We start from the raw sequence: 15,705 nt of genomic DNA, 5'->3' as shown, positions 1-15,705 counted from the left end.
ATGACTCAGGACGCGACGGGGGACGGCGCGGTGGTGGACGGTGCGGAGGCCGTCGACGACGACGCGCCAATCGAGCTCACCGGGATCGAGATCACGCGCAAGCGAAGCGCGGAGTTCTTCGTGACCTTCCGGGACGAGGAGCTGTCCGAGGCTGCCCGCACGATGGCACGCGAGGACCTGGTGCGCCTGCACCTGCCGCTCGTCGAGCACTGCGCGCGCAGGTTCCTGCAACCGCGGTGAGCCCCACGAGGACCTCGTGCAGGTCGGCACGATCGGCCTGATCAAGGCCGTGGACCGATTCGACACCGAGCGCGGTGTCGAGTTCTCGACCTACGCCACGCCGACCATCATCGGCGAGATCAAGCGCTACTTCACGACAAGGGCTGGGCGATCCGGGTGCCGCGCCGCTTGCAGGAGCTGCGCATGCAGATCACGGCGAGCACCGCCGAGCTGACCCAGAAGCTCGGCCGCTCCCCCACCCCGCGCGAGCTCGCCGAGCTGATCGGTTGCAGCGTGGAGGAGATCATCGAGGGGATGGAGTCCAGCAACGCCTACTCCACGCTGAGCCTCGACGCCAACGACAGCTCGGACGACGGACCGCCGAGCCTGCTGGACTCGCTGGGGGTCGATGACCACAACCTCGAGCACGTCGAGATCCGCGAGTCGATCAAGCCGCTCCTCGAGGGCCCGGACCCGCGCGAGAAGCGGATCCTGCTGCTGCGCTTCTTCAAGAACATGACGCAGTCGCAGATCGCCGAGGAGATCGGCGTCTCGCAGATGCACGTGTCACGCCTGCTGACCAAGACCCTCAAGCAGCTGCGGGAGTCGCTCGAGCAGGACTAGCGCCCGTCGGCCTCGTTCATCGCCTCGATGCTCGCGGGGTGCAGCATGCCGGCGAGCACGATCAGCGCGACCACGGCGATCACCACCGACACCAGCGTCGTCTCGCCACCGCGCAGGTTCCACGCCAGCCCCGGGCCGATCAGCTGGGCCAGCAGGATCGGGCCTCGAGGCCACGTGTGACCGCGAGTGATCAGCCAGCCGCAGCCGACCGGGGAGCACGCCGAAAGCCGCGAAGAACACCGCCGTGGTGAGTCCCATCGTCACCCGGCCGCCGGTGAGGTTGGCGATCTCGAGCACGGCCGGGGCGACCAGCAGCACGCCCTCGACGGCCGTGATCGACGCCGCCGTCACCAGCGGCGGCGGAGCGGTCGGGGGATTCTCGCTGTTCACGGTGGCAGCCTATGCGGCAGGATCTGTGCGGCGCAGGGCGACCGATGTAGTGCCTTTGTGACGGAAGTGACCCTGACAAGGGGTTGTTTATCGATCCACTTCTTGCCACGCTGGGCACCGCGCTCGTGAATGAGTTCACATCACCGTGTCCAGATCACGACCGCCCGGGCTCCGCTGACCGCCCGCACACAGCCTGTTGATACTGAAAGAGGAACCCCCACTCCATGGATTGGCGCTCGCGCTCTGCCTGCCTCGACGAGGACCCGGAGCTGTTCTTCCCCGATCGGCAACACCGGTCCGGCCATCCTCCAGATCGAGGAGGCCAAGCAGGTGTGCCGACGCTGTGAGGTGCGCGAACAGTGCCTTGCGTGGGCGCTGGAGGCGGGTCAGGACCACGGTGTCTGGGGTGGCCTGAGCGAGGACGAGCGCCGCTCGCTCAAGCGTCGCAACGCTCGCGCCCGGGTCCGCACGGCCTGAGGAACGCCTGCTCGGAGCATCAGTCCATCGGTACGTCGATCTGGACCCTTGCTCCGCTGCCCTCGTTGGCCGGGCCCATCTCGATCAGGCCGCCGAGCTCCGACTCGACCGGGGTGCGCACGATCGAGAGCCCGAGGCTCGTCGTCGTGTCCGGATCGAAGTCGGCCGGCAGGCCCACACCGTCGTCCTGTACGGCGACGTGCAGCCGTCCGACGATCCGGCGCACGCTGACCGGGATCCGGCCCTCGTGGGCGGCGTCGACCTCGGCGACGTCGGCCATCCCCGGATAGCCGTGCTCGACTGCGTTCTGCAAGATCTCGGTCAGCACCATCGCCATGGCCGTCGCCGTCTCCGAGGGCAGCACCCCGAAGGCGCCGTCGCGCAGCACGCGCACCCGGCCGCTGACGGCACTGACGTCGGTGACCATCCGGCCCAACCGGTCGGCGATCTCGTCGAAGTCAACGGTCTCCTCGACGGCTTGGCTCAGGGTCTCGTGCACGATCGCGATCGACCCGACGCGGCGTACGGCCTCCTCCAGCGCGGCCCGGGCCTCAGGCTGGTCGATCCGGCGAGCCTGCAACCGCAGCAGCGCGGCCACGGTCTGCAGGTTGTTCTTCACCCGGTGATGGATCTCGCGGATGGTGGCGTCCTTGGTGACGAGCTCGCGGTCCCGTCGTCGCAGCTCGGTGACGTCGCGCAGCAGGATGACCGCGCCGATGCGCTCGCCGTGCGGTCGCAGCGGGATGCTGCGCACCACGAGGGCGACGTCGTCGGTCGCGATCTCGGTGTCGTGGTCAGCGCGGCCGCTGAGCACGGCACTGAGCGACTCCTCGTCGAGCCGCCGCCGCGGCGGCACCAGTCGCGGGTCAGGTCGGTCAGCACGAGGTTGGTCAGGTCGCCGTGCAGGCCGAGGCGTCGATAGACCGACAGCGCGTTCGGGCTCGCGTAGGCGACCCGCCCGCCGGCGTCCGGGCGCAGGAACCCGTCACCCACCCGGGCGGTGTCGGCGTGGTCGCTGCGCTGCCCCACTGGCGGGAACCAACCGCCCGCGATCATCTGCGTCAGCTCGGCTGCGGTCTGCAGGTAGGACAGCTCCGGGCGGCTCGGGGTGCGGACGCCGAGCAGGTTGGTGTTGCGGGCGACCACGGCGATGATGCGGCCTGCTCGCCGTACAGGAATCGCCTCGACCCGGACGGGGACGTCGTCGCGCCACTCGGGATCGCCCTCGCGCACCGGGCGTCCGTGCTCGTAGGCCTCGTCGACCATCCGCCTGCGCCCGGTCGGCACGAAGGTGCCGACGACGTCGTCGGGCAACGAGGTGGGTCCGGTGGTCGGGCGCATCTGCCCGCCCGCCCAGAACCCGTTGCCCTCGCGATCGGGCAGCCACATGACCAGATCGGCGAAGGAGAGGTCGGCGATGATCTGCCAGTCGGCCATCAGCTGCTGCAGCCGGGTGACGTCGTCGTCGTCGAGATCAGTGTGTGCTCGGACGAGCTCGAGGAGAGACGGCACGGCCTCACTCTAGTGAGACGCCCGGGTTAGCCCCGCAGTCCATCGGCTGGCAGGATGTCGCCATGGCCACTGGGTACTGGCAGGAGATCCTCTCGAAGGGCCTCGCCGTCCCCGCCGATCGGCCGCTGGACGACCTGACGGCCGAGCTCACGACCATGTTGGGCTCCCCCGATCCGGAGCTCCGCGACGGCACCGCCTACCCCGCCCTGTCGACGTGGATCGACCGCGGTGTCTACGACGACCTGCTCTCCGGACTCGGCGACGGAATGGCCGCCGGGCTGGCGATCGGGCTCGGCGAGACCGGCACCGACACCGTCTTCCGGCGCAGCTTCTCCGTGCTCGCGCTGGCCGAGTGCCCGGCTCGCGACAACGTGAAGCTGCTGGTGCCCAGCGGCCGGGTCTTCGACTGGGGCGACCGGGTCGCTTCCTGGTTCCTGCGCAGGCGCGACACCCGCGGCTATGTCCCCGGCAAGGGCTGGGCGCACGCGATCGCGCACGGCGCCGACGCGATCGGCATCCCGGCGCAGTCGCCCTACTTCGCCACCAACGAGCTGACCGTCTTCCTCGACGTGCTCGCCGACCGGCTGCTGATGCGCGACACCGACCTGCTGGTGGCCGGCGAGACCGACCGGATGGCCGCCGCGACGATGCAGATCCTGCGTCGCAACGTGATCAGCCTCAAGGTGCTCGAGCCGTGGATCCACCCGGATCGCGGCCGGCGCCAACCCGTTCGGGAGCAGCGGCGAGCACGACCCCTACCAGCTCGCGGGCAACGCCCGGGCCTACCTACGCTCCCTGCACGTCCAGCTCGCGCTCGCGAGCAACCCACCCGCCGTACGCCCCCGACCTGATCCCGGTGCTCGTCGAGGCGCTGAAGGCCACCAACTTCCCGTTCCTCTCCCCGCCCAGCTGACTCTCCGCCTGATCGGGCCTGTCCGCTGGGGCCCATGCTCTAGCGTGCGGGCATGAACGAACTCAGCGGTCACAGCGGGGAAATGGCAGTCTCGGTCGCACGCGCCCACGGCGTCGAGACCATGTTCACGCTGTCGGGGGCACACGTCTTCCCGATGTACGACGGCGCGGTCAAGGCCGAGCCGCCGATGCGGCTGCTCGACGTGCGCCACGAGCAGACCGCCGCCTTCGCGGCCGAGGCCACCGGCAAGCTGACCCGCGTCCCCGGGCTCGCCGTCCTCACGGCCGGGCCGGGCGTCACCAACGGGATCTCCGCGATCGCGCAGGCCCAGTTCGCCGGCTCGCCGATGGTCGTCGTCGGCGGCCGCGCACCCGCCAACCGCTGGGGCAGCGGCGCCCTGCAGGAGATCGACCACCTGCCGATCGTCTCCCCCGTCGCCAAGCAGGCCCGCACCCTGCACACCGCCGGCGAGGTCGCCGCCGGGTTCGACGATGCCTTCACCGTCGCCCGGTCCTCGCACCGCGGTCCGGTGTACGTCGACATCCCGATGGACGAGTTCTTCAACTCCGGCTCCGGGCCGGCGTCGGTGGGCGCGCCGACCACGGTCGTCGAGCCGGACGGCGACGACGTCGCCCGGATCGCGGCCCTGCTCGCCGACTCCCACCACCCGTTGCTCATCCTCGGCACCGATGTCTGGGCCGACCACGCCGAGGACGCCGCGCTGCGGCTCGTCGAGTCACTCGGCATCCCGACGCTGACCAACGGCATGGGCCGCGGCCTGCTGCCCGGCGGGCATCCCCTGCTGGTGACCAAGGCCCGCGGCGCGGCGATCAACGGCGCCGACACGGTCATCGTGGTCGGCACCCCGCCTCGACTTCCGGCTCGGCTACGGCGTCTTCGGCGGCAAGGACGGTGCGGTCCCGGCGAAGGTCGTGCACGTGGCCGACTCCCCCGGCCAGCTCGCGGCGCACGCCGACCCGGCCGCGTCCGCCGCGGGCGACCTGTCCACCATCCTCGACGGGCTGGTCGTCGCCGTACAGGGAAGGGCGCGGGACTGGTCTGGTTGGGCTGCCGAGCTGGCAGACGTGGTGAAGGCGACCGCCGCGCGCGACAACGAGCTGCTGGGCGCCGAGGCCGACCCGATCCACCCGGCGCGCATCTACGGCGAGCTCGTGCCGCGGCTGGCCGACGACGCCGTCGTGATCGGCGACGGCGGCGACTTCGTCAGCTTCGCGGGCAAGTTCGTCGAGCCCAAGCGGCCCGGCGGCTGGCTCGACCCCGGTCCCTACGGCTGCCTCGGCGCCGGTCTCGGTGCGGCGATCGCTGCTCGCCTCGCCCGGCCGTCCGCGCAGGTCGCGCTGCTGCTCGGCGACGGCGCCGCCGGCTTCTCGCTGATGGACGTGGACACCCTCGTGCGCCACGACCTGCCCGTCGTGATGGTGATGGGCAACAACTCCGCCCGGGGCCCGGAGAAGGGCCCGATGCAGATGCTCTACGGCTACGACGTCGCGGCAGACCCGGCCGAGCAGACGGCCTACCACGAGGTCGTCAAGGCGCTCGGTGGCGCGGGCGAGAAGGTGAGCGACCCGAAGGACATCGGCCCCGCGCTCGACCGCGCGTTCGCGTCGGGGGTGCCCTACCTCGTCAACATCATCACCGACGTCAACGCGGCCTACCCGCGGAGCACGTTCGGGATCTGATGGAGCTCCGTCGCATCCGGCCCGACGAGCACGCCGCTGCGGGAGAGGTGTGCGTTGCGGCGTACGTTCCCTTCTTCGGCGGAGCCGAGGACTTCTATCGCGCGAAGGTCCGCGACGTCATGCGCCGCGACGCCGAGGCTGAGGTCTGGGTCGCGGTCGACGGCGACGAGGTGCTCGGCTGCGTGACGCACTGCCCGCCCGGGTCGCCATGGCACGAGATCGCGGGCGCGCACGAGGGCGAGTTCCGGATGCTCGCCGTGAGTCCGGGCGCCCGCGGCCGCGGAGTCGGTACGGCGTTGGCGACCCTGTGCGAGGAGCGTTCCCGCGAGCACGGGGCGACCGCGATGGTGCTGTCGTCGCTGCGCGTGATGACCGGGGCGCACCGGATCTACGAACGCCTCGGCTACACGCGCCTCCCGGACCGGGACTGGGACCCGGCCCCGGGAGTGCACCTCGTCGCCTTCGGCAAACCGCTCGCCTAGCAGCGGTGGCCGGTGGCCGGGTCGCTCGGGTCGTCGAAGCACATGACCTCGAGCGGGAAGGGCGCGATACGCGGTCCCTCGATCACGGCCCAGTGTATACCTGCCACGGCCCGGACTCGTCGGTGGACTCCGCCACGATCGTGAACAACGCGCCGTTGACGGTCAGCCAGCTGCGGAACGGACGGCCGTTGGGCATGGTTCCGCGGCCCAGCGGCGCGGGGCCGGGCTCGCCGAGCCCCATCAACTGGTCGCCGTGCTGGACATGCACCGCAAGATCCGCGGGCTGGTCTGCGTCGTCCGAGGCGACCACGACGACCGCGCCGTCCCACTCGAGCATCGGTGCCTTCGTGAGGACCGTCGACTGCTCCCCGAGGAAAATCGGGGCCTCGAGGCGCCCGTCGTCGGTCACCACGACGAGGTCCGTGGCGATGCCGTCGGTCGTCGATTCCTCGATGGACGCCTCGAAGGGATAGGCGTCGTTCGAGATGAAGGACTCACCCGGGCCGATGCGCTCCGTCGCCATCGGCGCCAGCAGCGGGAGCATGTCCTGCTCACCCTCGGCGCAGGGTCGGGTTGCTTCCGGCACTGGACCCGGGCAGGGCGTGGCCGCCGGCTCGGGCACCAGCGTCCCGTCGGCGGTGAGCCGCCGAGCCCAGGAGTCCATCGTGTACTCCTCCCGGCGGAAGAGCCTCATGTTGCCGGCCGCAAAGGAGTTGCGGGAGCGGGTGGAGATGAGCGTGCCGTCCTCGACCCAGAACTGGCCGAGGCGCACCATGTCGTAGAACTCGCCACCCTCGGAGACGATGCTCTGGCCCATGAAGATCTGCTCGGGCTCGCTCGGTGACACCGGGACGAGGAGGCCGTCAAGGAGGTCGAGCACGATCGGCACCGCCCGCACCGGGTCGCTGTCGTCGAGCAGCACGAGTTCCCGGTCGCCGTCGGCGTCCGCGTCGATCGGGGGCCGGGGCGGTGACGCCGATCGTGGTGCCGACATCGATGATGCCGAAGGCGATGGAACCGTCACTGCTCAAGATCGTCTGGACCCGCACGCGGCCGTCGTACTCCTTCGTCGGCTCGCCGAGGAAGCGCACCTTCTCCGGCGTGCCATCGCCGTCAAGATCGAGCTCGGCAGGCGTGGACGCCTTGGCCGGATCCCAGTCGAGGCCGATGTCCGGCGGCAGCTCGAGCGTCGGGCTCGGGTCCGTGGGCTGCGGGCGGTCGGCATCGCCGCGCGTGACCACGACCGCGGTCGTGGTGGCGATCACCGCCGGGCAGGCGGCGGCTGCCGGGACGACGGGCGTACGGCGCCACAGCGGCACCACCGGAGCGGGCAGCGGCTCGTCGCGCAGGTCCTCCGGCCGGACGAGGTCAGCTCGGGCCGCCGGGGCGTAAGCGAGTCGGGTCTCCGGGTCGTTCATGACCAGCCCTCCTTGGCCTTCAGGGTTCGCTCGAGTGCGTCGAGCGCACGGCTCGCGGTGGACTTCACGGTGCCCGGGGTGATGCCCGGGGCGGCAGCGATCTCGGCCTCGGACAACCCCGACCAGTAGCGCAGCACCAGCACCTCGCGCTGCCTCGGCGGCAGCGACTGCACGGCCGCGAAGACCTCGCTGTGCTCCTCGGCGAGGACGGCGCGGTCCTCGGGTCCCGCCGCCTCGATGGTCCGGGGCGGCTTGTAGCCGCGCACGGTTCGCCGCTTGCGCAGCATCGACCGGGAGCCGTTGACCACCGACACCCGCAGGTAGCCCACGGCCGCCGACGGATCCGCGCAGTCCGTGGCTGCGTCCGCGCCAGCGCGGCGAAGGCGTCCTGCACGACGTCCTCGGCGCTGGCACGGTCGTCCACCAGCAGGACGGCGAGCCGCACGAGAGCGAGCCGGTGCGCGGCATACAGCTCCGCGAGCCCCACGGCCTGCGTCGGCGGCTCCATGTTGATGGTCACACCCCCTAGGACGTCGCCGCGCCTCGGAGGTTGCTCGTGCGTCCCGACGACTTTCTGCAGCCTAGGATCCGGGCATGGCCGAGCAGCAGGCGACACTCAGGTTCACCGTCACCGACGAGGACACCGCGATCGCCGTCGGCAGCGGGTCGCTGCCGGTCCTCGGCACCCCGCGCCTCCCGGCGTGGTGCGAGGCCGCGACCTGCGCCGCCATCGAGTCGGCGCTGCCCGCGGGCGGGACCAGCGTCGGCACTCGGGTCACCCTCGAGCACCTCGCCGCAAGCCCGGTCGGCGCCGTGCTGGAGGTGGCTGCCTCCTCGGCGTACGTCGACGGGCGACTGCACAGGTTCACGGTGTCCGCGCGTCACGTGGACGGCGGGCGCGTGGTCGGGGCAGGCGAGGTGACCCGGGTCGTGGTCGACGCGGAACGGTTCATGAGCAGGGTCTGAAAACCCCGAAATACAGCGAACCCCCGGCCTTCGCGAGGAAGGAGCCGGGGGCTTGCGTGGAATGCGCTCAGGCGTTGGGGCGCTTGCCGTGGTTCGCCTTCTTCTTCTTGCAGAGCGCGGCGCTTGCGTCCGGTCTTGCCCATGGTGTTCCTCCAGAAATCGTTAGCCCTGCTCGTTGCCCGTGACAGGGCTGAGGGTCATCCTCTCAAACGAGAGGCGATCGAGCCAATCAGCCCTCGTTGATGCGGACCTGGACCTCGCGGATCTGGATCCGCACGCGCTCGCGCAGGCCGTCGGGAGCCGACTCCGAGCAGGAGCGCGCCACGATCTGCTTGACGGTGCGCTGCAGGTCGTACTTCTCCGAGCACGGGCCGCACTCGTCGAGGTGCACGCGCACCTCGGAGCAGTCGGCGTCGTCCAGCTCGTTGTCGAGGAAGAAGACGATGCGGTCGAGGTAGTCCGAGCACTCGTCCTTGCCGTGGCTGTGCGGGCTGGTGGACTCGCTCATGACTTCCCCTTCGTCGCGCCGCTGGGCAGCAGGTCGTTGGCGCGGACGTGGTCGGAGAGCATGTCGCGCAGCTGGCGGCGGCCGCGGTGCAGCCGGGACATCACGGTGCCGATGGGGGTGTTCATGATCTCGGCGATCTCCTTGTACGGGGAAGCCTTCGACGTCGGCGAGGTAGACCGCCGGGCGGAACTCCTCGGGCAGGCGCTGCAGCGCGTCCTTCACCTCGGAGTCGGGGAGGTGCTCGAGCGCCTCCATCTCGGCGGACTTCAGGCCGGTGGAGCTGTGCGACTCCGCCCGGGCCAGCTGCCAGTCCTCGACATCCTCGGCCATCGACTGCTGCGGCTGGCGCTGCTTCTTGCGATAGGTGTTGATGTAGGTGTTGGTGAGGATGCGGTAGAGCCACGCCTTGAGGTTGGTGCCCGGCTTGAACTGGTGGAACGCGGAGTAGGCCTTGGCGAAGGTCTCCTGCACCGGGTCCTCGGCGTCGGCCGGGTTGCGGGTCATGCGCATCGCGGCGCCGTACAGCTGGTCCGGGAACGGCAGCGCGTCGCGCTCGAACCGCGCCGAGCGTTCGTCGGCGGACTCGGTCTCGAGGAGGTCGTCGGGGACGGCGTCGGCCAGTGGGTCGGAAAGTGATTCAGTCATCGTCTTCCACACTACCGCCGCTTCGGCGTCGTCCAGCTCACGAGGACGGGGTCGGGTAGCCAGCATGTCGACCTCAACGCGACCCACCCCGGGTTGATTCCCAGCAGATCAGTGCGAGCCGGCGATGTCGCGGATCAGCCACTCCAGCGTCGATTCGACGACGATGCCCAGCGACTCGGCCTGCGAGAGCGCCGCGCGCTGGGGGACCTTGAGCCCGTGGTCCGCCTCGGGGATGACCGTCATGTCGAGGCCGCGCACGTCCGTGGGGAACTCCTCCGGGCGGCCCATCGGGTCGCGCTCCCCCTGCACGACCGGGATCGGCAACCCGGCACCGCGCAGCTCGTCCACCCGCGTCTTGTCCGGCTTGCCCGGCGGGTGCAGCGGGAACGACAGGGCGAGCACGCCACGGGCCCCCAGCCCCTTCGCACAGCGCGCGCCCGAACGTGCACCCGCGGACCGGCCGCCGACCACGAGCGGGGTCTGGGTGCGCAAGGTGTTGGCCGCGGCGATCAGGCCGGCGTCGAGGGTGGCGGGCGGGGTCGCGATCTTGCGACCGGCGACGTGCCGGGGCTGTTCGAAGAGCAGCACGCTGATCCCCTGCGCCGGCAGGGCCCCGGCCGGGGCCATCAGGTCGGGGAGCGTCCACGCCGCGCCCGGCGCCGTGGCTCAGCAACAGCGTCGCGATGGGGCTGACCGCGCGGCGTACGTGCAGTCGGCCGTCGCCGTACGGCGTCGAGATGGTGCGGACCACGGCCTTGATCATGAGAGTGCGTCCTCCAGCGGGAGTGGCTCGACCAGCTCGGGTCCGTTGTTGCGCACGTTGCTCACCAGCGCCGCGACGGGGTAGGCCTCGAGGCTGCCCGGTGCGGCCGGGACGAGCAGCGAGAGCTCGCCGCCGACGCGCGGGTCGAGCCAGTCGCCCCATCGGTCGCGCTCGACCATCAGCGGCATCCGGTCGTGGATGTGGCCCAGCGAGTCCTCGGCCCGGGTCGTGAGCACGGTGCAGGTCCAGCGGAAGCGGTCGGGATCGTCGTCTGCGCGGGTCTGGTCGCGCCAGATCTCGTAGAGGCCGGCCATCGCCAGCACGCCGCCGTCGGCGGGGCGGATGAAGTAGGGCTGCTTGACCGGCTTGCCCTTGGCGTTGGTCTGCGAGGTGGGATACCACTCGAAGTAGCCGTCGGCGGGCAGCAGGCAACGGCGTACGGCGAAGGCCTTCTTGTAGGCAGGCTTCTCGGCGACCGTCTCCATCCGGGCGTTGATCATCCGGTTGCCGATGCTCGGGTCCTTGGCCCACGACGGCACCGGAGCCCCGGGTGAAGACGCGCAGCTGGCGCTCGGGCGGCTCCGGGCTGTCCTTGGTCGGCGGGCGCTCGACCACGGCGTAGACCTCCTTGGTCGGCGCGACGTTGTAGTCGGCGGCCAGCGGCGCGGGCGTGCGGTCGGCGACGACCTCGAACTCTTCGATCAGGTCCTCGGGCTGCCGGGAGGAGGCGTAGCGACCGCACATGTGGTCCAGCCTAGTGAGGTCAGCGCGCGAGCTCGTCGAGCAGCAGCTCCGCCGCGTGGTCCGTGGCGGGCAGTCCCTCGACCCACACGCGCGGAGCGGGCGCCTCGGGACCGGAGTCGTCGAGCAACCGGTGCAGCAGCCCGACCCGGTCCCCCAGTCTGTCGTCTCGCTCCACGATCGCCGGGATCCGTCGGTTGCCGGCCCGCCCGATCGTCTCGCCGTGCACGAAGACGGTGCGCACCGCCCGGGCTGCCCGCACGAGTCGCATCGAGTGGACCAGCCGTTCGCCGACGGTGCAGTCGTCGGCGGCGTGCACGGCGGGCGCGGGCAGCTCGACCACGACCGCGGCCCACTGGTCCCGGACCGCGTCGGTCTGCAGGTAGAGCTCGGAGATCCGCCCGCGCACGTGCCCGAGGCTGGCCAGGGCCGGTCATCGGGTCCTCGCAGGACAGGTGGTGGAGGTAGGCCAGCGTGGAGTCGGTCCCGGAGCGACGACGAGGGCCGACAGAGCGGCGTACGGCGGATCGGTGCCGCGCACACGGAGCCACGTGGCGCGCAGGTCGGTGAGCGCCTCCGCCACGGAGATGCCGTCGACGGCCAGCTCGCGCCCGGCGACCGCACAGGCCTCGGCGGGGTCGTGTCCCGAGGCCAGCGCCTCGCCGACCGCCTCGAAGCCGCTCGGGTAGGCCGACCGAGCCGTCGGGCGCCTTCCCAGCATCGCGAATCTGGCCACATCTGCTCCTCGATCGAGTGGTCCCTCGGCGTGAAACGTGGTCACCGTGAGGCCATGACGCCGAGACATGGCAAAATCTTGTGAGCCAACTCACGTCAATCCCGACTCACGGGGCCGATCCGGTCCTACAGTGACTCCACTGACGCTTCCCCCACGACGAACGTCGAGATGCCCCATGAGCGCACAAGCGATAGAAGACACTCGGTCTGACGCCGAGCTGATCTCCGCTGTGCGCGAAGGCGACCTGGACGCGTACGGCGACCTGTTCGACCGGCACTTCTTGGCGGCGCAGCGACTGGCTCGCCAGCTGGTGTCCCCCCGGCGACGCCGACGACCTCGTCTCCGAGGCGTTCATGAAGGTGCTGGGCGTGCTGCAGCGCGGTGGTGGGCCGGACATCGCGTTCCGGGCCTACCTGTTGACCGCCGTGCGCCGGTTGCGCGTCGACAAGATCCGGGCGTCGTCCAAGCTGCAGACCAGCGACGACATGGAGATGTTCGACCCGGGGGTCCCCTTCCGTGACACCACCATCGAGGGCTTCGAGAACGAGGCGGCGGCTCGCGCGTTCGCCTCCCTGCCCGAGCGTTGGCAGCTGGTGCTGTGGCACACCGAGGTCGAGGAGCAGAAGCCGGCGGAGATCGCGCCGCTGCTCGGGATGTCGGCCAACTCCGTCTCCGCTTTGGCCTATCGCGCACGAGAGGGCCTGCGGCAGGCGTTCCTCAACGAGCACGTGGCCGACATCGAGGGCGAGACCTGCCGCTGGACGCACGACCACATCGGCCCCTACATCCGCAACGGGCTCTCCAAGCGCGACGTGGCCAAGGTCGACACGCACCTCGAGGAGTGCCGTGCCTGCGCCGCGATCTACCTCGAGCTCGTCGACGTCAACTCCAACCTCGGCGCGATCATCGCGCCGCTGCTCCCGGGCAGCGCAGCCGTGGGCTACCTCGCCACCACCTCGGCCGCGTCGGCCGTGGGCGTCGGCGCGCTGCTGCTGGGGTTCGCCGACCGGGCCAAGGACTTCGTGGTCGCCAACGCGGGAGTCTCGGCCGCGGGCGGCGTCGCCGCCGCGGCTGCGGTCGCCGGGCTGACGTTCGTGGCGCTGGCCGACGAGCCCGTCAAGCCGCCGAGGGAGGCCGCCTCCGCGATCGCGACCACCAGCGACCCGGCGCCGATCCCGTCGTCCCCGTCCGCGACGACGAAGGGCGCCCGGGCGCGACGGACGCCGAAGGCGACGACCGCCATCGACATCACCACTGCGCCCGCGGACCCTGCGACGACTCCGACGTCGGAGGCCGCCACACCGACCCCGGACCCGACCCCGGACCCGACGGTGGATCCACCGACCAAGGATCCGACGCCCACGGCCACCCCCGACACCGACCCCCACGCCGACCCCCACGCCGACGCCGACGCCGACGCCGACGCCGACGCCGACGCCGACCCCCACCCCGACGCCGACACCCACGCCGACCCCCACACCGACGCCGACGCCGACGGTCGTGCCTGCGCCCGACCTCGCGATCACCGTCTCCTCGACCGCCCGGAAGGGGAACGTCGAGGACCTCTCCGTGGTCGCGACCGGCATCCCCGATGGTGGGGCAGCCACCGTCACGATCTCTGGGGGGAACGTCGATTCCCTGACCACGAGCGACGGGCGCTGCCAGACGCAGGGCGCGGGCCTCGTCTGCACCGTGACCGGGTCGGCGCCCATCGCCGTACACGCGGATCGGATCCCCAACGGCAACGCGAGCGTGACCGTGACGGTGTCCGGCGGTGCCGTCGACCCCAACCCGGCGAACAACACAGCGACGCTGGTGCTCGACTCCAAGTGACACGCAAGGGTGGACTCGTCCTCCCCCTCGTCGTGTAGGAAGGAGTCATGACCGTCACCAGACTGATCGCCCGTCCGATGCTGGCCTCGATGTTCGTCGTGGGCGGCATCAACGCCTTCAAGAACGCCGGCCGACTCGCCGGCACGGCCCAGCCGATCACCGACAAGGTCGTGCCGATGGTGAAGCGGGTGGCTCCGCAGGCGCCGATCCCGACCGACGCCGCGACCCCGGGTCCGTCTCAACGCCGGCGTCCGGGTCCTCGCCGGCGTCGCGCTCGCGACCGGCCACGCGCCGCGGCTCGCGTCCACCGTGCTGGCGGCAACGCTGGTGCCGACCACGGCGGCCGCGCACCGGTTCTGGGAGGAGTCCGACCCCGCGGTCAAGGGCAACCAGAAGGTGCACTTCTTCAAGAACGTCTCGATGTTCGGCGGGCTGCTGATCGCCGGGGCCGACACCGACGGCAAGCCCGGCGTGGCGTGGCGCGCGCGTCATGCCGCGACCGACGTCAAGCGCGAGGCTCGTCGGCTCGCCAAGGACGCCCGCCGTGAGGCCGGGCTGGCCAAGGCCCAGCTCACCTGATCTCCCACCGATAGGGTTCGCGCGTGACCTCTCTTGCGGACCCGTGGCCGGCTCCACGCCCGACCACGCCCGTCGAGCGGGTCGTCTCGCTGCCCGGCAGCAAGTCCCTGACCAACCGCGCGCTCGTGCTCGCGGCACTGGCCGACGGCCCGAGTGTCGTACGCCGACCGCTGCGATCGCGCGACACCCTGCTGATGGTCGCCGGGCTGGCCGCGATGGGCGTCGGCGTCTGCGACGAGGGTGACGACTGGCGGATCTCGCCCGGCCTGCTGACCGAGGACGCGGCGGTCGACTGCGGCCCGGCCGGCACGGTGATGCGGTTCGTGCCGCCGGTGGCCGGCCTGTCGAGCGGCACCATCGCCTTCGACGGCGACCCGCACATGCGCCAGCGGCCCGTCGGTGAGGTGCTGACGGCGCTCGCCGGACTGGGCGTGGACATCGAGGACGGCGGCCGTGGCTCGCTGCCGTTCACCGTCCGCGGCACCGGCTCGGTGCGTGGCGGCACGGTGGTGATCGACGCGAGCGCGTCGTCGCAGTTCATCTCGGCGCTGCTGCTGGCGGGCGCGCGCTACGACACCGGCGTCGACGTTCGGCACGACGGCAAGCCGGTGCCCTCGCTCCCCCACATCGAGATGACGATCGCGATGCTCCGCGCGCGGGGTCGAGGTGGACGACGCCGACGTCAACCGCTGGGCCGTCGCGCCCGGCCCGATCGCGGCGCTCGACGAGTCGATCGAGCCCGACCTGTCCAACGCGGCGCCCTTCGTGGCGCTGGCCGCGACGACCGGCGGGGCCATCACGATCCGCGACTGGCCGGCCTCCACGACCCAGCCGGGCGATTCGTTGAGGGACGTTCTCACCCAGATGGGGTGTTCGGTCACGCTCGACGACGACGGGCTGACCGTCCGCGGCACCGGCGCGATCCACGGCGTCGACATCGACCTGCACGACATCGGCGAGCTCACCCCCGCGATCGCGGCCCTGTGTGCCCTCGCCGACTCCCCTCGCACCTGCGCGGCGTCGGCCACATCCGCCACCACGAGACCGACCGCCCGGCCGCCCTCGCCGCGGAGCTCGGCAACCTCGGCGCCGACGTCACCGAGCACGCCGACGGGCTCTCGATCCGGCCCGCTCCCCTGCACGGCGGCACCTTCCGGACCTATGCCGACCACCCGGATGGCGCACGCCGGCGTGATCAT

The 15,705-nt window shown here is 71.3% G+C and carries 20 protein-coding genes and 7 pseudogenes; 12 read left to right on the top strand and 15 right to left on the bottom strand.

The features are described 5' to 3' along the window. The 3 genes from LP418_RS20255 to LP418_RS20245 are packed head-to-tail and all read left to right on the top strand — an operon-like array spanning window position 1 to window position 843. Window positions 1-240, top strand: a complete 240-nt coding sequence (locus tag LP418_RS20255) for a hypothetical protein (RefSeq protein ID WP_257953417.1) — start codon at window positions 1-3, stop codon at window positions 238-240. Window positions 241-256: 16 nt separating this feature from the next. After that, window positions 257-454, top strand: a complete 198-nt coding sequence (locus LP418_RS20250; protein WP_257953416.1) for a sigma factor — start codon at window positions 257-259, stop codon at window positions 452-454. After that, a complete protein-coding gene (locus tag LP418_RS20245) occupies window positions 424-843 on the top strand; it encodes a sigma-70 family RNA polymerase sigma factor (RefSeq protein ID WP_257953415.1) in 420 nt (139 codons plus the stop codon). Before LP418_RS20250 ends, LP418_RS20245 begins: the two co-directional genes overlap by 31 nt. Here LP418_RS20245 and LP418_RS20240 read toward each other — a convergent pair. Next, window positions 787-1,233 (bottom strand): hypothetical protein, encoded by a 447-nt coding sequence (locus LP418_RS20240; protein ID WP_257953414.1) that lies wholly within the window; start codon window positions 1,231-1,233, stop codon window positions 787-789. The two genes, LP418_RS20245 and LP418_RS20240, sit on opposite strands and share 57 nt — an antisense overlap. 224 nt (window positions 1,234-1,457) lie before the next feature. Between LP418_RS20240 and LP418_RS20235 the strand changes: the two are divergent. Beyond that, window positions 1,458-1,710: pseudogene (locus tag LP418_RS20235) on the top strand (WhiB family transcriptional regulator). Window positions 1,711-1,729: 19 nt separating this feature from the next. Here LP418_RS20235 and LP418_RS20230 read toward each other — a convergent pair. Both LP418_RS20230 and LP418_RS20225 read right to left on the bottom strand, forming a co-directional pair. Continuing rightward, window positions 1,730-2,308, bottom strand: coding sequence for a sensor histidine kinase (locus tag LP418_RS20230; protein WP_257957122.1), 579 nt, complete (start codon window positions 2,306-2,308; stop codon window positions 1,730-1,732). A gap of 17 nt (window positions 2,309-2,325) precedes the next feature. Beyond that, window positions 2,326-3,222, bottom strand: a complete 897-nt coding sequence (locus LP418_RS20225) for a histidine kinase N-terminal domain-containing protein (RefSeq protein ID WP_257953413.1) — start codon at window positions 3,220-3,222, stop codon at window positions 2,326-2,328. A gap of 62 nt (window positions 3,223-3,284) precedes the next feature. Here LP418_RS20225 and LP418_RS20220 point away from each other — a divergent pair, with 62 nt between their 5' ends. The 4 genes and pseudogenes from LP418_RS20220 to LP418_RS20205 all read left to right on the top strand — a co-directional run bounded on the left by LP418_RS20220 (window position 3,285) and on the right by LP418_RS20205 (window position 6,317). Next, window positions 3,285-4,073, top strand: a complete 789-nt coding sequence (locus LP418_RS20220) for a DUF2785 domain-containing protein (RefSeq protein WP_257953412.1) — start codon at window positions 3,285-3,287, stop codon at window positions 4,071-4,073. Window positions 4,074-4,187: 114 nt separating this feature from the next. Then, window positions 4,188-4,940: pseudogene (locus LP418_RS20215) on the top strand (thiamine pyrophosphate-binding protein); the annotation flags it as partial. Window positions 4,941-5,067: 127 nt separating this feature from the next. Continuing rightward, complete coding sequence (locus LP418_RS20210; protein WP_336276109.1) at window positions 5,068-5,835, top strand: thiamine pyrophosphate-dependent enzyme; 768 nt, start codon at window positions 5,068-5,070, stop codon at window positions 5,833-5,835. Continuing rightward, on the top strand, window positions 5,835-6,317 hold the full coding sequence (locus LP418_RS20205; RefSeq protein WP_257957120.1) for a GNAT family N-acetyltransferase: 483 nt from the start codon (window positions 5,835-5,837) through the stop codon (window positions 6,315-6,317). The genes LP418_RS20210 and LP418_RS20205 overlap by 1 nt, the downstream gene beginning before the upstream one ends. An 82-nt stretch (window positions 6,318-6,399) precedes the next feature. On the opposite strand, the gene LP418_RS20200 is transcribed toward LP418_RS20205, so the two are convergent. From LP418_RS20200 to LP418_RS33990, 4 genes and pseudogenes are all read right to left on the bottom strand, one after another. Further along, on the bottom strand, window positions 6,400-7,239 hold the full coding sequence (locus tag LP418_RS20200; protein ID WP_257953411.1) for a hypothetical protein: 840 nt from the start codon (window positions 7,237-7,239) through the stop codon (window positions 6,400-6,402). Then, entirely contained in the window at window positions 7,181-7,735 is a 555-nt protein-coding gene (locus LP418_RS20195; protein ID WP_257953410.1) for a hypothetical protein, read from the bottom strand. Before LP418_RS20195 ends, LP418_RS20200 begins: the two co-directional genes overlap by 59 nt. Continuing rightward, window positions 7,732-8,064: an RNA polymerase sigma factor gene (locus LP418_RS20190; protein ID WP_257953409.1), complete on the bottom strand. Its 333-nt coding sequence runs from the start codon at window positions 8,062-8,064 to the stop codon at window positions 7,732-7,734. Before LP418_RS20190 ends, LP418_RS20195 begins: the two co-directional genes overlap by 4 nt. 53 nt (window positions 8,065-8,117) lie before the next feature. Beyond that, window positions 8,118-8,243: pseudogene (locus LP418_RS33990) on the bottom strand (SigE family RNA polymerase sigma factor); the annotation flags it as partial. Window positions 8,244-8,329: 86 nt separating this feature from the next. On the opposite strand from LP418_RS33990, the gene LP418_RS20185 reads away from it, so the two are divergent. Further along, the gene (locus tag LP418_RS20185) at window positions 8,330-8,701 is read left to right on the top strand and encodes a thioesterase family protein (RefSeq protein WP_257953408.1); all 372 of its coding nucleotides are present in this window, start codon (window positions 8,330-8,332) and stop codon (window positions 8,699-8,701) included. Window positions 8,702-8,768: 67 nt separating this feature from the next. On the opposite strand, the pseudogene LP418_RS33985 reads toward LP418_RS20185, so the two are convergent. From LP418_RS33985 to LP418_RS20155, 8 genes and pseudogenes are all read right to left on the bottom strand, one after another. After that, a pseudogene (locus LP418_RS33985) lies at window positions 8,769-8,844 on the bottom strand (50S ribosomal protein bL37). A gap of 86 nt (window positions 8,845-8,930) precedes the next feature. Then, entirely contained in the window at window positions 8,931-9,209 is a 279-nt protein-coding gene (rsrA, locus tag LP418_RS20180; protein ID WP_257953407.1) for a mycothiol system anti-sigma-R factor, read from the bottom strand. Then, window positions 9,206-9,854: pseudogene (locus LP418_RS20175) on the bottom strand (sigma-70 family RNA polymerase sigma factor). Before LP418_RS20175 ends, rsrA begins: the two are co-directional and overlap by 4 nt. A 108-nt stretch (window positions 9,855-9,962) precedes the next feature. After that, window positions 9,963-10,481 carry an alpha/beta hydrolase family protein gene (locus LP418_RS20170; protein ID WP_257953406.1) on the bottom strand — a complete coding sequence of 173 codons (519 nt, stop codon included), beginning with the start codon at window positions 10,479-10,481 and terminating at the stop codon, window positions 9,963-9,965. Window positions 10,482-10,613: 132 nt separating this feature from the next. After that, entirely contained in the window at window positions 10,614-11,156 is a 543-nt protein-coding gene (locus LP418_RS20165) for an SOS response-associated peptidase (RefSeq protein ID WP_336275773.1), read from the bottom strand. Window positions 11,157-11,241: 85 nt separating this feature from the next. Next, a pseudogene (locus LP418_RS31255) lies at window positions 11,242-11,361 on the bottom strand (SOS response-associated peptidase family protein); the annotation flags it as partial. Between the two features lie 19 nt (window positions 11,362-11,380). Continuing rightward, window positions 11,381-11,767 carry a hypothetical protein gene (locus tag LP418_RS20160; RefSeq protein ID WP_257953405.1) on the bottom strand — a complete coding sequence of 129 codons (387 nt, stop codon included), beginning with the start codon at window positions 11,765-11,767 and terminating at the stop codon, window positions 11,381-11,383. 24 nt (window positions 11,768-11,791) lie between these two features. After that, a complete protein-coding gene (locus LP418_RS20155; protein ID WP_257953404.1) occupies window positions 11,792-12,139 on the bottom strand; it encodes a hypothetical protein in 348 nt (115 codons plus the stop codon). A 308-nt stretch (window positions 12,140-12,447) separates the two neighbouring features. Here LP418_RS20155 and LP418_RS20150 point away from each other — a divergent pair, with 308 nt between their 5' ends. From LP418_RS20150 to aroA, 3 genes and pseudogenes are all read left to right on the top strand, one after another. Then, window positions 12,448-13,965 (top strand): zf-HC2 domain-containing protein, encoded by a 1,518-nt coding sequence (locus tag LP418_RS20150; RefSeq protein ID WP_257953403.1) that lies wholly within the window; start codon window positions 12,448-12,450, stop codon window positions 13,963-13,965. Between the two features lie 271 nt (window positions 13,966-14,236). After that, window positions 14,237-14,506 carry a hypothetical protein gene (locus tag LP418_RS20145; protein ID WP_257953402.1) on the top strand — a complete coding sequence of 90 codons (270 nt, stop codon included), beginning with the start codon at window positions 14,237-14,239 and terminating at the stop codon, window positions 14,504-14,506. A 23-nt stretch (window positions 14,507-14,529) separates the two neighbouring features. Continuing rightward, a pseudogene (aroA, locus tag LP418_RS20140) lies at window positions 14,530-15,618 on the top strand (3-phosphoshikimate 1-carboxyvinyltransferase); the annotation flags it as partial. Between the last annotated feature and the right edge of the window lie 87 nt (window positions 15,619-15,705).

It is taken from the genome of Nocardioides sp. B-3 (genome assembly GCF_024703895.1).
Classification (GTDB): domain Bacteria; phylum Actinomycetota; class Actinomycetes; order Propionibacteriales; family Nocardioidaceae; genus Nocardioides.
Note: the sequence above shows the minus strand (reverse complement) of the source record. Positions and strands in the feature narration are given on the sequence as shown.

What these genes read in the sequence shown, in the direction of transcription:
- LP418_RS20255 (WP_257953417.1), top strand. Translation starts at nt 1, where the DNA reads ATGACTCAGGACGCGACGGGGGACGGCGCGGTGGTGGACGGTGCGGAG.
- LP418_RS20245 (WP_257953415.1), top strand. Translation starts at nt 424, where the DNA reads ATGCAGATCACGGCGAGCACCGCCGAGCTGACCCAGAAGCTCGGCCGC.
- LP418_RS20220 (WP_257953412.1), top strand. Translation starts at nt 3,285, where the DNA reads ATGGCCACTGGGTACTGGCAGGAGATCCTCTCGAAGGGCCTCGCCGTC.
- LP418_RS20205 (WP_257957120.1), top strand. Translation starts at nt 5,835, where the DNA reads ATGGAGCTCCGTCGCATCCGGCCCGACGAGCACGCCGCTGCGGGAGAG.
- LP418_RS20195 (WP_257953410.1), bottom strand. Translation starts at nt 7,735, where the DNA reads ATGAACGACCCGGAGACCCGACTCGCTTACGCCCCGGCGGCCCGAGCT.
- LP418_RS20185 (WP_257953408.1), top strand. Translation starts at nt 8,330, where the DNA reads ATGGCCGAGCAGCAGGCGACACTCAGGTTCACCGTCACCGACGAGGAC.
- rsrA (WP_257953407.1), bottom strand. Translation starts at nt 9,209, where the DNA reads ATGAGCGAGTCCACCAGCCCGCACAGCCACGGCAAGGACGAGTGCTCG.
- LP418_RS20170 (WP_257953406.1), bottom strand. Translation starts at nt 10,481, where the DNA reads ATGGCCCCGGCCGGGGCCCTGCCGGCGCAGGGGATCAGCGTGCTGCTC.
- LP418_RS20150 (WP_257953403.1), top strand. Translation starts at nt 12,448, where the DNA reads ATGAAGGTGCTGGGCGTGCTGCAGCGCGGTGGTGGGCCGGACATCGCG.